Annotated in this window: 14 protein-coding genes and 1 pseudogene; 5 read left to right on the top strand and 10 right to left on the bottom strand. The window is 59.7% G+C overall.

Translation table 11 applies throughout. The annotated features are described in order from the left end of the window. The first annotated feature begins 11 nt into the window (after positions 1–11). Positions 12–449, top strand: a complete 438-nt coding sequence (locus ACKI2N_RS32690) for an SRPBCC family protein (protein ID WP_420996534.1) — start codon at positions 12–14, stop codon at positions 447–449. A gap of 600 nt (positions 450–1,049) precedes the next feature. On the opposite strand, the gene ACKI2N_RS32685 is transcribed toward ACKI2N_RS32690, so the two are convergent. Together ACKI2N_RS32685 and ACKI2N_RS32680 are read right to left on the bottom strand one after the other, a co-directional pair. Beyond that, complete coding sequence (locus ACKI2N_RS32685; protein WP_420996533.1) at positions 1,050–2,945, bottom strand: tetratricopeptide repeat protein; 1,896 nt, start codon at positions 2,943–2,945, stop codon at positions 1,050–1,052. A 118-nt stretch (positions 2,946–3,063) separates the two neighbouring features. After that, positions 3,064–4,869, bottom strand: a complete 1,806-nt coding sequence (locus ACKI2N_RS32680; protein WP_420996532.1) for a hypothetical protein — start codon at positions 4,867–4,869, stop codon at positions 3,064–3,066. Between the two features lie 209 nt (positions 4,870–5,078). On the opposite strand from ACKI2N_RS32680, the gene ACKI2N_RS32675 reads away from it, so the two are divergent. Further along, positions 5,079–5,420 (top strand): helix-turn-helix domain-containing protein, encoded by a 342-nt coding sequence (locus tag ACKI2N_RS32675; protein WP_420996617.1) that lies wholly within the window; start codon positions 5,079–5,081, stop codon positions 5,418–5,420. Between the two features lie 154 nt (positions 5,421–5,574). Here the strand turns inward: ACKI2N_RS32675 and ACKI2N_RS32670 are convergent, their stop codons facing one another. Continuing rightward, the gene (locus tag ACKI2N_RS32670) at positions 5,575–5,727 is read right to left on the bottom strand and encodes a plasmid related protein (protein WP_420996531.1); all 153 of its coding nucleotides are present in this window, start codon (positions 5,725–5,727) and stop codon (positions 5,575–5,577) included. A 229-nt stretch (positions 5,728–5,956) separates the two neighbouring features. On the opposite strand from ACKI2N_RS32670, the gene ACKI2N_RS32665 reads away from it, so the two are divergent. Further along, positions 5,957–6,742 carry a site-specific integrase gene (locus tag ACKI2N_RS32665; RefSeq protein WP_420996530.1) on the top strand — a complete coding sequence of 262 codons (786 nt, stop codon included), beginning with the start codon at positions 5,957–5,959 and terminating at the stop codon, positions 6,740–6,742. On the opposite strand, the gene ACKI2N_RS32660 is transcribed toward ACKI2N_RS32665, so the two are convergent. After that, positions 6,733–7,812, bottom strand: coding sequence for a type I restriction endonuclease (locus ACKI2N_RS32660; protein WP_420996529.1), 1,080 nt, complete (start codon positions 7,810–7,812; stop codon positions 6,733–6,735). The two genes, ACKI2N_RS32665 and ACKI2N_RS32660, sit on opposite strands and share 10 nt — an antisense overlap. A gap of 713 nt (positions 7,813–8,525) precedes the next feature. On the opposite strand from ACKI2N_RS32660, the gene ACKI2N_RS32655 reads away from it, so the two are divergent. After that, entirely contained in the window at positions 8,526–8,915 is a 390-nt protein-coding gene (locus ACKI2N_RS32655) for a hypothetical protein (RefSeq protein WP_420996528.1), read from the top strand. A gap of 252 nt (positions 8,916–9,167) precedes the next feature. Here the strand turns inward: ACKI2N_RS32655 and ACKI2N_RS32650 are convergent, their stop codons facing one another. The 4 genes from ACKI2N_RS32650 to ACKI2N_RS32635 all read right to left on the bottom strand — a co-directional run bounded on the left by ACKI2N_RS32650 (position 9,168) and on the right by ACKI2N_RS32635 (position 12,307). Beyond that, positions 9,168–10,058, bottom strand: coding sequence for an acetyl-CoA carboxylase biotin carboxyl carrier protein subunit (locus tag ACKI2N_RS32650; RefSeq protein WP_420996527.1), 891 nt, complete (start codon positions 10,056–10,058; stop codon positions 9,168–9,170). 924 nt (positions 10,059–10,982) lie between these two features. Next, positions 10,983–11,237 carry a hypothetical protein gene (locus ACKI2N_RS32645; RefSeq protein ID WP_420996526.1) on the bottom strand — a complete coding sequence of 85 codons (255 nt, stop codon included), beginning with the start codon at positions 11,235–11,237 and terminating at the stop codon, positions 10,983–10,985. A gap of 105 nt (positions 11,238–11,342) precedes the next feature. Beyond that, entirely contained in the window at positions 11,343–11,552 is a 210-nt protein-coding gene (locus ACKI2N_RS32640; protein WP_420996525.1) for a hypothetical protein, read from the bottom strand. 320 nt (positions 11,553–11,872) lie between these two features. Further along, positions 11,873–12,307, bottom strand: a complete 435-nt coding sequence (locus tag ACKI2N_RS32635; RefSeq protein ID WP_420996524.1) for a hypothetical protein — start codon at positions 12,305–12,307, stop codon at positions 11,873–11,875. A 72-nt stretch (positions 12,308–12,379) separates the two neighbouring features. Between ACKI2N_RS32635 and ACKI2N_RS32630 the strand changes: the two are divergent. Further along, positions 12,380–12,543 (top strand): annotated as a pseudogene (locus tag ACKI2N_RS32630) (transcriptional regulator); the annotation flags it as partial. Here ACKI2N_RS32630 and ACKI2N_RS32625 read toward each other — a convergent pair. Both ACKI2N_RS32625 and ACKI2N_RS32620 read right to left on the bottom strand, forming a co-directional pair. Next, entirely contained in the window at positions 12,544–13,188 is a 645-nt protein-coding gene (locus ACKI2N_RS32625) for a hypothetical protein (protein WP_420996523.1), read from the bottom strand. A 274-nt stretch (positions 13,189–13,462) separates the two neighbouring features. Then, positions 13,463–14,377 (bottom strand): hypothetical protein, encoded by a 915-nt coding sequence (locus ACKI2N_RS32620; protein WP_420996522.1) that lies wholly within the window; start codon positions 14,375–14,377, stop codon positions 13,463–13,465. Positions 14,378–14,379: the final 2 nt, after the last annotated feature.

Below are 14,379 nucleotides of genomic sequence, written 5' to 3'. Positions count from 1 at the left end.
GGGAGCCCGACATGGCAAGAGCTTCCGCAACCCTCACGATCACGGCCTCGCCCGAATGTGTCTGGCAACTGATCGGCGGCTTCAACGCGCTGCCTGACTGGCTGCCCTACATCTCAAGCAGCGAGCTGTGCGAAGGCGGCCGCGTGCGCCGCCTCGCCACCCCCAGTGGCGACGTGATCGTCGAGCGCCTGCTGGCGTTCGACGAGGCGAACCGCAGCTACAGCTACGCGATCCTCGAAGCGCCGTTCCCGGTGACCGGCTACCGCTCCACACTGCAGGTGCGGCCCGCCGATGACGGGCAAGGCGCATGCGTCGACTGGTCCGGCGAGTTCACGCCGGCCGGCGTCGGCGACGCCGAGGCCGAGCGCCTGTTCGAAGGCATCTACCGCGACGGCCTGCACGCGCTGGCCGCCGCGTTCGCCGACAGCGGGCCGAGCGCGGCGTCCTGACAGCACAGTCGTCCTCTCCTGCCTCTCGATGTCCAACCATCACCAGTTCTGGTGATGCCGAGCCGGGCCGCTCACGGTAATAATGGAACAGCCGCACCCCCCAACGCCCGCCATCCGCGACGGTCGTTGGCGGGCGGCTGGTCCCGCCCAGGGCGTACCGAACCGCAAGTGCCTTCCCCGGGATACGGCAATGTGCAACGTCATCAACCAGACCGCCACCGGCGGTTGTCGCCTGAGTGCAGCTTTGCCCCGGAGCTCGGCTTCGGCACCAACACCAGCAGCATCCTGAGACTACTCGCAGGACATTCTCGCGGTCGCGTGCGCTGACTGGATCAGAGAACGTGACACGGCATTCTTGGCTTACGTCTATACCTGCTAGCTCCGGCCAAAAAAATGGGCAGCTACGGTGCCCCTCACCCCGCAACTGGTGCGAGGGTATAAGGGCGCCCAATTGCAGAACAAGCCGGATTTATCTCAGGCGTTTGTCCTGCGTGTAAGCGCTCAAGGGTTTCAGCCGATCGCCTAATATCTTGGTAACTTGTACTGAGCGTTTGTCTCCTCTCGCTCAGTGCGCCTCAGTAAATAACGAGGCTGCATGTATTAATCCGGCGCCCGGAGTCGTTCGGAATACGAGGGCTTTTGCTTCAGGCGGGTGACGATCTCCTGAATGGCGGATTCCCAGCCGCCTGGCTGTGATTGGTAAACCCGTTGGGTTGTCGGGTACCAAAAGCTGGACTCGGACCCTGCAAACCAGCGCCAATCGGCCGCAAACGGCAGCATGAGCCACAGCGGTTTATGCATTGCTCCGGCCAAGTGGGCCACCGACGTGTCGATGGAGACGACGGCGTCGAGCTGCTCCACCAGCGCGGCAGTATCCGCAAAATTTTCCACCCTGTCATCAAAGCGATGCAGGTGCGCCGCATGCGGGTGGTCTTTGAGCATATCGAGATCGGCCTCACTGATATCGCGCTGGAGAATGACCCAGTCGATGTCGTCGAGCGCTAGCAAGGGGGTGAGCCGCGCGAGCGGTATGGCCCGATTCTCGTTGTGCCTGATGCGGCCAGACCATGCGAGTCCGATCTTGCGCCCCTTGAGGCCATGTAATACATGGCGCCATTTGGCCCGATAGTCTTCCGGGGCCGCCAGGTAAGGCGCCGGTGAAAGATCTGGAATGAATGTCTCTAATGTCATGCCGAGCACGTATGGCAAGCTCAGGAGCGGGCACTGGACGGCTGCGTCGGGACAGGCGTCATTTTGGGCGATCAGCCGGATGCCCCACGCCTTGGCATTGGGCTCCAAGAGCGGAACAAGCTCTGGTTGCGCGGCCAGGACGAGATGGGGAGCGCGTTGTGCCGCCAGGGGAATAAACCTGACGAACTGAAGTGTATCCCCCAAGCCTTGCTCGGCCTGGATGAGCAGAACCTGATGGTCCAACGCTTCACCTTGCCAGCGGGGCAGGTCGGAAGTGGGAGAGGATGGAACGGGATGGATGGTCTGGAACCGCCATTCATATTCAGGCCACCCCCGCTGGTAGTCCCCCATGGCCAGCCAGGTGTGGGCCCGATTGAGATGGGCCGGGGCAAAGCCGGGGGCAAGGCGCAGGACCTGGTCGAAGGCCTCGAGCGCAGCGCCGTAGGCACGCAGGGCAAGCCGGGCGCAGCCCAGGTTGTACCAGGCCGGCACCAACTGTGGCTGAAGACGAACCGCTGACTCCAGGTGAACGACGGCCTCGGCATAGCGCTCCATCGCGCTGAGTGCACTACCGGCGCCCACCAGGGCGGGGACCGAGGTCGGTTCACATGCCAGCGCGGTCTCGAAGGCCACGGCGGCTTCGGCATTGCGCTCTTGCGCATGGAGGAGGTTGCCCAGATTGATGTGGGCAGACACATAGCCGGGATCCGCGGCAGCGGCTGCCGTAAAGTGCCCGATGGCCCGGTCCGTCTCCTGGAGGGCGTGATGCGCAATGCCGAGATTGTTATGCAGCAAGGCATGGCCAGGTCCGAGCTGCAGCGCCCGCTCCAATACATCCACTGCCTCCTGATGGCGCTGGAGGGCCAGCAGTGCATTGCCGAGGTTGTTGAGCGCGGCCAGGTCATTGGGCTGCAGCCTGACCACGTTGAGGAACGACTCGACCGCCTCAGGATGACGCTGTCCGGCCGCATAGGCGTTACCCAGGTTGTAGTGGGCGGCCGCCATGGCCGGTGACAGTGCCAATGCCTTGCGAAAGCACGCGATGGCCTGGTCAGTGTGGCCGGCCGCGCGGAGTGCAATCCCGAGGTTCAACTGGATTGTCGGGTCGTCTGGCTGCAGTGCGGCGGCCTGTTCGATGTGTTCAATGGCGAGATCGTGTTGCTCCTGTTGATGGTATAGCAGCCCAAGCAGGTGGAGCGCTTGGGCATGGCCGGGATTCTGGGCGATGGCGGCGCGGTAGCCTTGCGCGGCCGCCACCACGTTGCCCCGGCGATGGGCCTGCAAGGCGTCGTCAAAGTCGGTCATGGCGAAAGAAGAAGGGAGGTGTGTTTGTCGAAGTGTTGCAAAAAAAAGACCGACCTCGTCAACGACGTACCGGTCGGTCTTTAACCCAGCGAGTAGCAAGCGCTGGTAAGGGAGGAGACTACTTGGGCTGCCTGGATCGTTTGGACAGCAGGCGGTTCAGATCCACCGGGGTGAGGAGTTGGCTGGGCAGGGCATTGGCAAATTGCACGGTCCTTTGCGCATAGCCTGCGGGGAAGAGCAGACCGCTCTGCAACTGGCCACCCCGCAACGCCATGACCAGCTTGGCGCCCTGGCTGAGGGTCCAGGCGTTATAGCCCAGATCGGCCAGGGTCGTGGCATCCGCGCGCGACATGTCAAACACCATCACGTTCGGGTTGCGCGCGTAGACCGTCCAGGTCGCGTTGACGACCTTCGGCGTCCCTTCGTCCACCGTCAGCTGTGCCTTGCCGTCGGGGGAAATTTGCACTTCGGCGCTAGTGATCACCGGTTCGATGAGCGTGCGACCAACCAGTTGCTGCACGGAGGTGAGAGGGCTTGGCAGCTTCGCGTCATTGAGCGGCTGGTTCGGGTCGTATCGCGGGCGGCTCGGGTCGTACGGAGGCAGGTTGAGGCTGGTGCCAGGCATCCAGGCGGGGCCTGTGGGGCATGCGCCATCCTTCAGGTAGGGGAAGTCGCACTGGCCGCTCAGGCCGAGCGGTAGCACGATGCGATCGCCCGCATACGACTGGATGCCCACATAGCCGGTCGTCCCCGCGGGAAACGACTTGTTGAGCGCCGGGTACAGCGAGACATTGGGACCGAACTGGATATCCGCAATGGCCATCGTCATGGGTTGATGGCTCAGGTCGACGCGGCGCTCCTCAAGGGTGAAGCCGATACCCGTGACCGGATCGGTGCCCGACAGCGTGACCCCTGCCGCTGACAGCGGTTGCGGCGCGTGCCACTGGTCGGGCGTGAGCATGTCCGACCATGTGCCGTCGGCCTGCATGACGAACTGGGCGCGCGGATCCATGAAGCTCACGGGGGCATTGGTGGGCAAGGTCGTCCAGGTCGTGCCGTCGGCTTGCCGTTGCTGATAGGTCGTCTGGAGCATCCCGTTGGCGATCTGCTGGATGGCCTGGGTGGCGCCATCGAGATTGCCCAGATTGTCGGCATCGACCAGGCTGTAGACCGGGTTGGCGAGGACTTCCGCGGCGTTGGCCTGTACATACACGGGCTTGCTGGCCTGGGCATCGACATCCGTCTGGGTGATGGAGGCGATGTCGCCCTTGGCGAGGATGGCGTTGAGCACGTGGCGGATCGTCGCCGGGTCGGCTTTGCCCGCTGATGCAAAGGCGGTCACCTTGTCGACGATCTGGCTGGCGGCCGTGGCCGTTGCGGTGTCGCCATTGGCGACATAGTTGGCCATCGGGTCGACCTTGCTGCCCAGCAGTGCCTGGATGGCGGCGATGGCCTCGGCCTGGGTGAAGCCGGCTTCGATCTGCGCCGCGACCATGGTGGTCAGGGGCGTGACGACCTGGGCGGCAGAGCCTGTCGCGACATTGGAGAGGGTGAAGCTTGCCGGGAACTGGAAGCCGGCGGGACGGGCAAGGTCACGGGTGGACGGGGTGACCTGCACGAGCAGCCGTTTGCCGCTGGCATCGCCGCTGTAGGGCAGCGAGAAGTTGCCATCGGCATCGGTGATCGCGCTTGGCTCATTCGCATCGCAGGCGTTGTTGCTGTTCAGGTCGAGGCAGACGGCTGCGCCGACGAGGTAGCCGTCGATGGCCTTGCCGGTGATGGCCGGAGTTGTGGGCGAAGTGGGTGGTACTGAGTCGGCGGGAGAGCCTTGGCTTCCATCGCCACCGCCGCCGCAAGCCGATACGACGGCGGCTGCCAATGCGCTCAGAACGAATCTATGACCCCGTAAATGAATGGCTTTCAATTTTTGGTTTCCTTTATTGCGTGGTTGGAATAAGTGCCCCGCGTGCATCAGGCGAGCAGAATGCCCTGTCTTGTAGTGTTTACTCTACAGATGGGGGCGTGACGAGACTTGCCTGTACAGGGTTTATCGGCACTTACAGACGAAATTGTAGAATAAAAACGTCAATAAGTGATGTGTATACAACGTCGTTATTAATTCATCAGGCGGGCATCCTGCTCGTCATGACTGCCAAGCGCTCAGACTCCCCTTCTGCCCAGCCCATCTCGATTTCGGTCACGCTGGGCAAACGCGTCAAGCAATGCCGGCATGCCGCCGAAAAGTCGCAGGAGACGGTTGCCTTCGAAGCCCAGGTGGACCGTACCTACATCTCCGCAATTGAGCGCGGTGTGGCAAATCCGTCTGTCGAGACATTGGCAGACATCTGTCATGCAATTGGGATCAGCTTGGCGGAATTGTTCGCCCCGATGACAGCGGTTCCGCGGGCACCGAGCGGAGAGCGTCGGACAAATGCTGCGACTCCCCCGGAGATCAAGCGTAGTCGACTGAGATAGCCCGTATCCGAACTACGATATGTGGATTGTTTCCGGCCTCGTCCTCACTGTCTGGGCTACAGAACGGCAGGTTGCTAGGTTGAATAGACGCTCGGCGACCAACGTGAGCTAGCGGTTTGGGCGCGAGAGGGTAAAGCTTGATGACCTATATTCCTCAGTAGTCATCAGGCAGTAACACGGTCGTCACCGACCGATCCCATTCAGTAATGATCCAGACCGCTCGCCGATTGGGCAGCAGGTAGCTGGAAAGTACACGTTGATGCGCGATGACCGCCAGGTTGTTCTGCAGGCGGTCTTCCTCGGGCACACATTTCCCCAATCGCCCCGGGCGTGCCGGTTGACCAAAGCAAAGACCGATATGCCGGCTTCCTGCGATCCATTGCAGCGGGCGTTGCCAGAAGCCGGCCAAGCCGCAAGCGAGGCGGGGTCAGCGACGGTACGGAAGATTCCGTCATGTTGTTCTCCTGATTGAAGGCGTGCGCCAGCCTCCGGAAATCCGGGATGTGTGCACCGGAGCGGTCTTTGACCGTGGAGAGATGCCAGAGAATCGCAATGCCGCCGGATGGGCTGCGTACTGGCTCCCGTTGATGGGTCTATACACGGGTGCGCGGTCGAGCGAGCTTGGAAAGCTCATGGTCGCTGATGTGCGCGACATGGACGGCGTCCACGTCTTGTCGATCTACGACAGCAAGACGGCTTCTAGCGAGCGGTTTCTACCAATCCATCCGGAGCTAGTGCGCCAGGGATTCCTGGATTACGTTCGTACCATGAGAGAGGCCGGGAATAAACATCTGTTCCCGGCCCTGAACAACACAAGCAAGGGACCATCGACGGTTTTCGGCAAATGGTATCGTCTGCGGTTTGATGAGATCGGTATCACGGGTGACCTAAAGACCTTCCATTCATTCCGGCATACACTCCGGTCTGAGCTTGCGTCCCTGCACATTGGACAGGAAACGACGGACGCAATCATGGGCCATGCCCGCACAGGCTCGACCGGGGCGCAGGTCTACACGCATATCAAGTTGCTCGGCATGGTGGAGGCCCTTGGGAAACTAAAGTATCCGATTGACCTCCAGCGCGTCTACCCGAGTCGCTGGGGGGCACCCGAGGGCAGTGGACGGACGGCTCGGGCGATCCTGGTAGTTCCTGGGCCTACTTGTCCTCAGGGACTCCCAATACTTCTTCAGATGTTTTCCCTTGACCTTCGATTTCCTACCCTCCGCGAGGCTGCCGCCCTGCGAGCAGCCAACGAAGACTACAGGCTTCCCGCGTTCAACCGCCCCCTTGGAACTTGCGCTTGCTCAGTTCCTTATGCTTGAGGTGGGTTTAGGTACGAAGTTACGCAGATTTTGAGTCGGTCGGCAACATCAAAGATGTCATCCAAGCTACTCAGCGGAATGCGCTCTTCCTCCTTGTTATTATCGAACAATCCAATAATCAACCTATTTTCATTATTAAAGCGCAGTCTACAGATTGGCTTTCGGTTATTATTTTCAAATAAGATCGCACAGTAGCTGGCCGCATCGCGCATCGACACCATGCTTGGTTTTACGATTGGGCGGAGTATTGCTCTGATGATCTGAAAAGCTTCCAATTCAATGGCCGATGGTTCGGGCGCATCCACTGGTGCCGTGGTTTCTTCAACGCGCACAGGCTCTGGCAGAAGGGAGGCGTCTGGCGTCATAGCCCCCTTCAAACGCTCATTAATTTTATCGCCAACTAGTTGCTGGAAAGCATGCTTCGCGATAAGCGTAAACTGATCCTTGACTGCCGCTCTGAATTGCTTTCCAGCCAAAAATTCTGCTGACACCAAACGGACAAAATCCTCGGGAGGATTCGTCATCCAATCGCTCAATGTATTCTTGATGGCGCGAGTATACTTCAAATGATTGGCGGTGGTTAATATACTGTCAAGATCAAAAACGGCCTTGGCGAACTTTTTCAACTCATCGACATCTTGATCCCGAAAATCTAAAATATTGAACTCAAAAAATGGTTTTTCATCCATTTTATTGGTCTGCTCTAGGTCCGTGAAAAATCGGTACACAATACCATTCGTGAGAACACCAAACCGCGCCTCGGTAACGTGAAAGTATCTGAAGAGTTGGCTTGCATGATTGATGTGAAGATCGCTTCCGCTTTTCTTACACTCGAAGAGCATAATCGGCTTACCTTCCTTCAAGATTGCGTAGTCGACTTTTTCGCCCTTTTTCGTCCCAACATCCGCAACCAATTCGGGAGTAACCTCCAACGGATCAAATACGTTGTAGCCGAGGAGCTGAATGAAGGGCATCACCATGGCATTCTTAGTTGCTTCCTCTGTCTGCAGCAGATCTTTAGCTGCCGCAACGCGAGATGCAAGTGCTCTAACTTCATCGATAAAATCCACGTACTCACTCCATTTTTGTTGAGGTTGGGCTATGCCGGTTGGCATTTTGATCTGAGAAGCTGACTGGCGCAAGAGGCGGCGGTGTTTCCAATGTTGGCCGCCGTTGATGCCTTCGCAAATCCAACTATCTCAACAGGGCCACAGATCGCGCTGCAAAGGTTCTGCGCTTCGATCGCGGTATGTCAGCGTCCAGGCGAATCCTGAGACCACATGGCGAGGCCGTGATTCTCAACGAGTACGTCAGAACGCAACCCACCCAACTGGCCCGGCCGCGATAGATTTTCTGGAGACGGTCCTGTGTGACCACATGGTCGACGTGGCGACGGGTGAGTCTGTGGCGTAAGCCCTGGAGACTTCCCGTGATCTTCACATACGTTGCCGCTGCTTTCGTTGTTGGCGCGGCGTGCATGGCCTCCCAGGCCCACACGGTAACGTCGTCATCCAAGCGGACTCATATGGTGGTCGTGGCCGCTTTGCGGACGCTCCGCTCAACGATGACCCCTCGCACCCTCTGTCGATCCACAAGGGGTACGGTGCGATCTACGCGGGCTTCCCGATGCGTAAAAGCTCGGTGAAGACAAGGACCCGCTGAAGACGTTCCGCGAGGACGCTAAGTCCCTTGGAAAGAAGCTCCCAGGGATCGCCCCAGACTACGGTGACCTCTACCTTGAGCGTCCGCGTAAGGACGGTCTGATGGCTACCGTGATGCGTCTATGCAACCAATCGCAATCCGCCTGGGCCAAGCCATCGCCATCGAGGGTAAGACCGCGATCCCCTACTACGACCCGCTGTCAGGGTCCATGGAGGAGGTCGAAGGGATCGGCGCCGTGTCCTCGAAGGTCCCCGCGAGTTCCAAGGAGGCCACCAACTTCCTGAAGGACAAGCTGCCTCCTGGGGTCTTCGTGGTCTACAACGAGTCCCAGAATCTGTTCACGCTGTATTACGGGTTCCGCCGAAAGGGCACCGCCGCTGTGCGTGAACAGAAGATCAAAGAGCAGGCCGCAGCCTACAAGCCCCGAGTGGATGAGATGGCCCTTGCCAGGAAGCGGCAAGCCAACATCGACTTTCAACCCTTCGGAGCCAATAGTGCCACTCCCACCTGATGTGCTCCCGCAGAACGTCATGAACACCGCGATACAGGCGCAGATCTACCAAAAGTATCAGGCGAGAGAACCGCCGCGACACCGATTCCGTTCGCCAACGTGAAGTAGTTTCTGTGAGCCGCTCGGCTTCGCGGATGAGGGGTAGCGATGCAAAGAAGGAGGCACGGCGGTCGCGCGGATAGAGTCGGTTATCCGACAAAAGCCGACCATCTGGCACCACCGTTGCCACGCGAGCCCACTGCTCGAACAAGCCTACGCCTCTTTTAACGTTAGCAGCACGTCGCCCTTTTTAACTGCATCGCCTAGCTTCACCATGATGGCAGAAATAACGCCAGATTTCTCCGAGGGATAGTCGTTGACAAATGAGAAGGGTTGATTGGCCACCCCTTCCATCTCCAGGACCAGGAGTATGTCACCGACTTTAACGCGATCACCGACGGAATAAAATACCTTTGAGACGGAGGCTGATTCCCACCCAAACATGTCGTCCAGAGTAATAACGACATCAGAATTATTGGTATCCGGGGCAGATATTTTGGTTGCGTTCTTAATTAACCGTAGGACATCCTCGCTCTTGCCATCAACAAAATTGGCAATCTCCCTCCAGGGTGTGCTCCCAGCGTTGATGATAAAGTGGCCTGTATAGTCGAGAAGGTTAAGTCTGAACGCCATGGCTTCCTTCTTAACCATCTCGATGGCGTTCTCGTTAGGGGCGATTTCACGAAGTCCGATGATCCGGATGGATTCGGCGGCCATCCAAGGCCCAAGCCATTCGTATTTTCTCTCGGCAATCCGACTTCTCGAATACTCGATGGGTGCCATTATCCCGACGAGCGTAGAACGCAGCATGTCTTTGTCACTGAAACCCAGCGCGAATCTCAATGCTTTAATTTGTGCGATAAGGTTCTCAAGCTGGTCGCTTTCCAGCTTCTGACTGAGTCGGCTAACAATCTCCTGAGCTGCGTTGTCAAGTTTCCTCGACATGTCATCAAGCGATGAAAGGAACCTCGAATGGAGTTCTTTTTGGGACTCCAGGGTCGCCATATGTATCCGCTCCTTCCGCTCATCCTTCTCTCGGAGATAAGAGAGGAAGCCCAATGCAAGATCAAATCCCTTATCAATCAGCACAGCACGGTCTGACATGGAAGCCCTTTTTAGCGATGTTTTCGAAACGCAGCGCCCGGCAGCGGTTGACTGGGCAACGTGATGCATTTCGTAGTGCGCGTCATTCTACCCGGCGTTGCTGGGCTTTTTGCGCTTTCTTTAGCCGTCGTACTTTTCCTGATGGGCGCACGCCTTCGTGGTAGGCCGCCAGCCAGCGGCGCGCCATCCGGCAGAGTCTCACATCTGCCGAGGATGTGGTCTACGCTGAAAGCTCTGGCCGATGGAGATCATCATGCCCACCAGCAAGGCGCCCTCAATCACGGAAGCGAATCCACCTGCACCGCCAAATCCGCTCTGGCCGAGCCGGACCGGCAATCCATCTGGCGGCGGTCGAGGCAACAACCCACCTAGCAAGGGTAAGTAGGTCCGAGGGCGGTGGCTACTCGGCAGCCGTCGCCTGCGGCGCGCGGGCGGATGGGATGCGACTGGAGGCGGGGTGGCTGTCTGCCAGTGAGTCAGAACAAAAAGGCGGGGTAGGCGGCAGGGCGACGCCTACCCCCAATTGGAATGACGACGTCGGCTTTGTCAACGTCGCACGCGGAGAAGTATGCTGCAGTGCGGTGGCGGCGGTCATCCCGCTATTCGTGGGGGTAGCGCACAGCGGACGCTCGGCCTGCTACACCGACGATGAAGAGCCTGGGCCATCCGGGCGGAGGAGGCCGGCTACCCGCTCTAACCGGGCTTGGGCGTATGCGAACGCCGCCGCTTCGTCGACCGTCGATCTTCCTGCTCTGAACACGGTTTGGACAATGCCGGCGAGCGTGTGGTGCTTCACCAGGACGAACCCTTGGTACCTGCCTGTGGACAATTGCTGCGTATAGGCGGTCAGATCGTGGTACCCAACGCGTTTTTGGCTTTCCATGTTCTCCTCTTTTTTGAGAGGAGAAATCGTAACATCCTAGACTAATTCTGCGTGGCGCTCAGAGGAGCGCCCAAATCGGCGCGCTGGAACAGGTAGTGCCGGTAGTGCCGATAGGCGTATTCAACCTCGTCATCTGCATCCTTGTGCGCGTCACGCGCATCATCACGGCAATTTCTGCAGGGATGGCGAGTGTCTTCGGTGCCGGTGGTAAGCGTCACGTAGCCTCGATAGCGGCCCGAGGGCAACTCCTCAACGGATGTGACGATAAGTACTTTGTCGCGTTGGAACGATGACATGGGGGGTCTCCCTCTAGCTGCTGGGTGTTTGAGTTTAGCAATCGTAACCGGGATCGCAAATTCCGCCGGGCCATTGCTCAGCCCAGTGCGACGAGCGCTCGCCAGCTACGCATTCTTCTCCGGTGCATTTCCAATCCTGTCGCGTACGTAACGACCATAAGACGTAAGGCGCGGACGCCACTGGCCGTCGCCCAGTTGCTCGAGCGTCACGAGTTGCCGGTCAATCAGGGAATTCAGATCTAGGGGGTTGAGTTCTCGGTAATCGCGGGTGCTGTCGACAATGAGCAATGCCGCGAGCTCGTGATGACTCAGCATTCTCGACTCCAAACCGTGGATTTTGCGATGGTGCTGCTGGCCTTCGCGTGGGCGCAGTGACCGTTGTGTTTTCTGTGGCGTTCTCTGCGCTACAGGCACAAGGAAAGCTCTCAGAATAATGTCTCCTCAGTTTCTGTGCCATCCTCCATTTGGCTAATGGGATACGGCTTTTCCCTTGGTGGTCACCGCAGGTCCGGCCAATCCCCCCCCAGTTGGAAGCGGCAGCTAGTGCGCGCGGGCAGCGATCACCCAGAAAGCCCTGCCATGCTTGACGGGTGATCCAGTATCCTTCCCGAACTAGAGACGCGCTATTACGTACGTCACTGCAGAATATCCAGGAATTCCGATCGGAAGGGCGGGTAAGGGGGCGGCGAGGCCTCGGGAGCGATTGCTTCGAGATCCACAGTCGGATGATGCTGGCATTTAACTGCTATGGCCGCCATCCCGCCGCTGCCGATGGCAATGTAGCGGTAAGTTACCTCGACAGGATGAGGCGACTGCCACCAAGCAGCGGCCGCCCTGTGGGATACAGGGCGAACCCCCTCCAAGTCCTTTTTCACGAGCAGGGCGCCGGCGTCCAAGTCGCCGTTCACCAGCCTCCGCGGCGGGACCAGCAAGCTCAGGTTGCCGGCCAGCCCGACCATCACGCGCTTTGTCTTGTGGACCTTCTTCGCTCCCACCTTCATATGGCTGTCCGAGAGACGGTTGTCAGACCATACCTCCCGAGCGTCCCGATCCACTAGGATCATCGTCATTCGGGCTTCCCCGCTGCGGGCATCGCCTTGGTCTTCCGGAGCATCTCCTGAGCAGCGGTCAGTTGCTCAACGATGGCCAACCTGTCCACTGAGACATTGGCAGACATTTGCCACGCGATCGGGATCAGCTTGGCCGAACGTCCGAACCGATGACGGATGTGCCACGGTCGCCCAGCGGTCAGCGCCGCGCGAACGCCGCGACGCCGCCGGAGATCAAGCGCAGTCGCCTGCGCTGACTATGGCTGCCTCGTGATCAGGCGGATCGAGACGGCACCCTCGAGCGTCACATTGCGTGTGGCCGTTGCGGTAACACAGGCGGTGCGAAGGGATTCCCCGCTTGGCGCAAAGGCCATCCGGGCATTGCAGCCCGCCAGTGAAGGTTCGGCCTCGGCCGGGTCGAGCAGCAGTAATGCCTGAGGCGTCGTGGTACGCCCGACCCGCCGTGCCTCGACGCCGATGGCCAGCGCGGCGTGGTGCCGAGCTGGGTGGCGCTGCCCCCAACCCACGATCACGGGCCACCCGCTAGCCAGTTCCCGCGTGCAGAACCGGAGAAGCGCTGCCGGATTGCCGGACTTCTCTACCGGTCGGACACCGGCATTCAGTTCCCAGAGAAAGCTGGCCAATTCCGTCAGCGTCAGGCCGTGCAGGTAGTGTGGCCATGCCTGATCCCAGAGCTTCGCCGCCGCGGTGCTCTGGCGGCTAGGAATACGGACCGGATCGGGCAGCTTGCCGAGCAACGCCAGTGCCATCGCAACGCAGTGCAGCGTACTGCCACCGTCCCAATCCCCTTGCCGGCTGAAGAGCCGCGCACCGGACGCGGCCAGCGTGAGTTGTCGTCCAAGGCATAACGCCGGATGCAGCGTCTGGATGAGTGCGTCCATCGGGTCGCCCGCATTAGGGTTCCACCGACGGGAGGTCGTGGGTAGCCCACCTCTTCCCGTCTGGTGGGATTTCAACGCCCGTGTCGCTTGCCAGCGGCTTACTTGGGATGCGGATGTGCCGGAGGCGAGCGGCGTGACATATCGAATGTAGATTCATCGGGATTTCTCCAGCCAAGAGATAGCCCCCGCACCGAGGCGAATCGGATGCAAAGGGCACAAAAAATGAAAGCCGGGCAAATGCCCGGCCTATGAAGTGGTGTTGCGCTCGTTTTGCTCATGCGGTTGCCCGGTCTGCTGATGCTTTGCGCTCGAGCTTGTCGCGCAATGTCAGAGGCACGGACGCCGGCTTGTCCGTCGGTCCTTCCGCCTTATCTTGGCTGGTGGCCTCGCCTTCTGGGTAGAACTCCTCGGCCATGGCCGCATTTTCTTCCGGATTGTCTTCGAACGCGCCATTCGCGAATCCGAGCCGCGCCGCCGCATCGAGCGCGCCCTGATCGAACCCAGCCACCTTGCGCCGCGCGTCGATCTCCCGTGCCTCCTGGATCGCGGCTTCCAGGCTGCGGCCGCTTCTCACGCCTAGGTCAACGTAGTAGATCGCCGAGCGGTAGCTGTGCACGGTGGACTTGCCACGCAGCTTCAGCTCCAGCGGCAGGCACGCCAGCAATCCGCCCGACACGGCGTGGAAGTAGCTAAGGCGTGCCGCCAGTGTCCGGATCGAGTTGTATGAGGTTGTCCGAAAGATGAACGAGCCGAGCTCGTCCTCATCCCCGATCACGACATTGAGCCGGCCATAGGGCTTGCAACCGCCTTCGCGTCCGGTCTGGCAGGCAGCCGGCGAGGGGCAGGGCAGACTGACCATGCCTTCATCGGAGACGCGGCGACAGCTCTCGCCATTGCCCACGCACAATTGACGACCCGTCTGTCGATCGAACAGGCAATAGTCTGCTCGCAGATTGAGCGCCGGGTCGTTGAACAGTACACGCACGGGAATGGCGCGCAGTTTGCCGTTTGCCGCCTTGCGCAGCGTCTCGTCGAGGGGATGAAGGATCCAGCCATCGCGATTCTGGATCTGGCTGGTCAGGGTGAACTGATCATCTTTCTCCGGCAGACGTTCACCGTCCTTTTCGACGATGTGCCCGATGGAAATGCGCCCGATGACCGGTGGCGTAATGGCGAGGCCTTTGAGCATGG

Source organism: Cupriavidus sp. 30B13 (assembly GCF_049059565.2).
GTDB lineage: Bacteria > Pseudomonadota > Gammaproteobacteria > Burkholderiales > Burkholderiaceae > Cupriavidus.
Note: the sequence above shows the minus strand (reverse complement) of the source record. Positions and strands in the feature narration are given on the sequence as shown.

Coding starts and splice junctions, on each gene's coding strand:
- ACKI2N_RS32655 (WP_420996528.1), top strand. CDS start 8,526: ATGCAACCAATCGCAATCCGCCTGGGCCAAGCCATCGCCATCGAGGGT.
- ACKI2N_RS32620 (WP_420996522.1), bottom strand. CDS start 14,377: ATGCTCAAAGGCCTCGCCATTACGCCACCGGTCATCGGGCGCATTTCC.
- ACKI2N_RS32625 (WP_420996523.1), bottom strand. CDS start 13,188: ATGGACGCACTCATCCAGACGCTGCATCCGGCGTTATGCCTTGGACGA.
- ACKI2N_RS32640 (WP_420996525.1), bottom strand. CDS start 11,552: ATGCTGAGTCATCACGAGCTCGCGGCATTGCTCATTGTCGACAGCACC.
- ACKI2N_RS32685 (WP_420996533.1), bottom strand. CDS start 2,945: ATGACCGACTTTGACGACGCCTTGCAGGCCCATCGCCGGGGCAACGTG.
- ACKI2N_RS32690 (WP_420996534.1), top strand. CDS start 12: ATGGCAAGAGCTTCCGCAACCCTCACGATCACGGCCTCGCCCGAATGT.
- ACKI2N_RS32635 (WP_420996524.1), bottom strand. CDS start 12,307: ATGACGATGATCCTAGTGGATCGGGACGCTCGGGAGGTATGGTCTGAC.
- ACKI2N_RS32665 (WP_420996530.1), top strand. CDS start 5,957: ATGCCAGAGAATCGCAATGCCGCCGGATGGGCTGCGTACTGGCTCCCG.
- ACKI2N_RS32650 (WP_420996527.1), bottom strand. CDS start 10,058: ATGTCAGACCGTGCTGTGCTGATTGATAAGGGATTTGATCTTGCATTG.
- ACKI2N_RS32645 (WP_420996526.1), bottom strand. CDS start 11,237: ATGTCATCGTTCCAACGCGACAAAGTACTTATCGTCACATCCGTTGAG.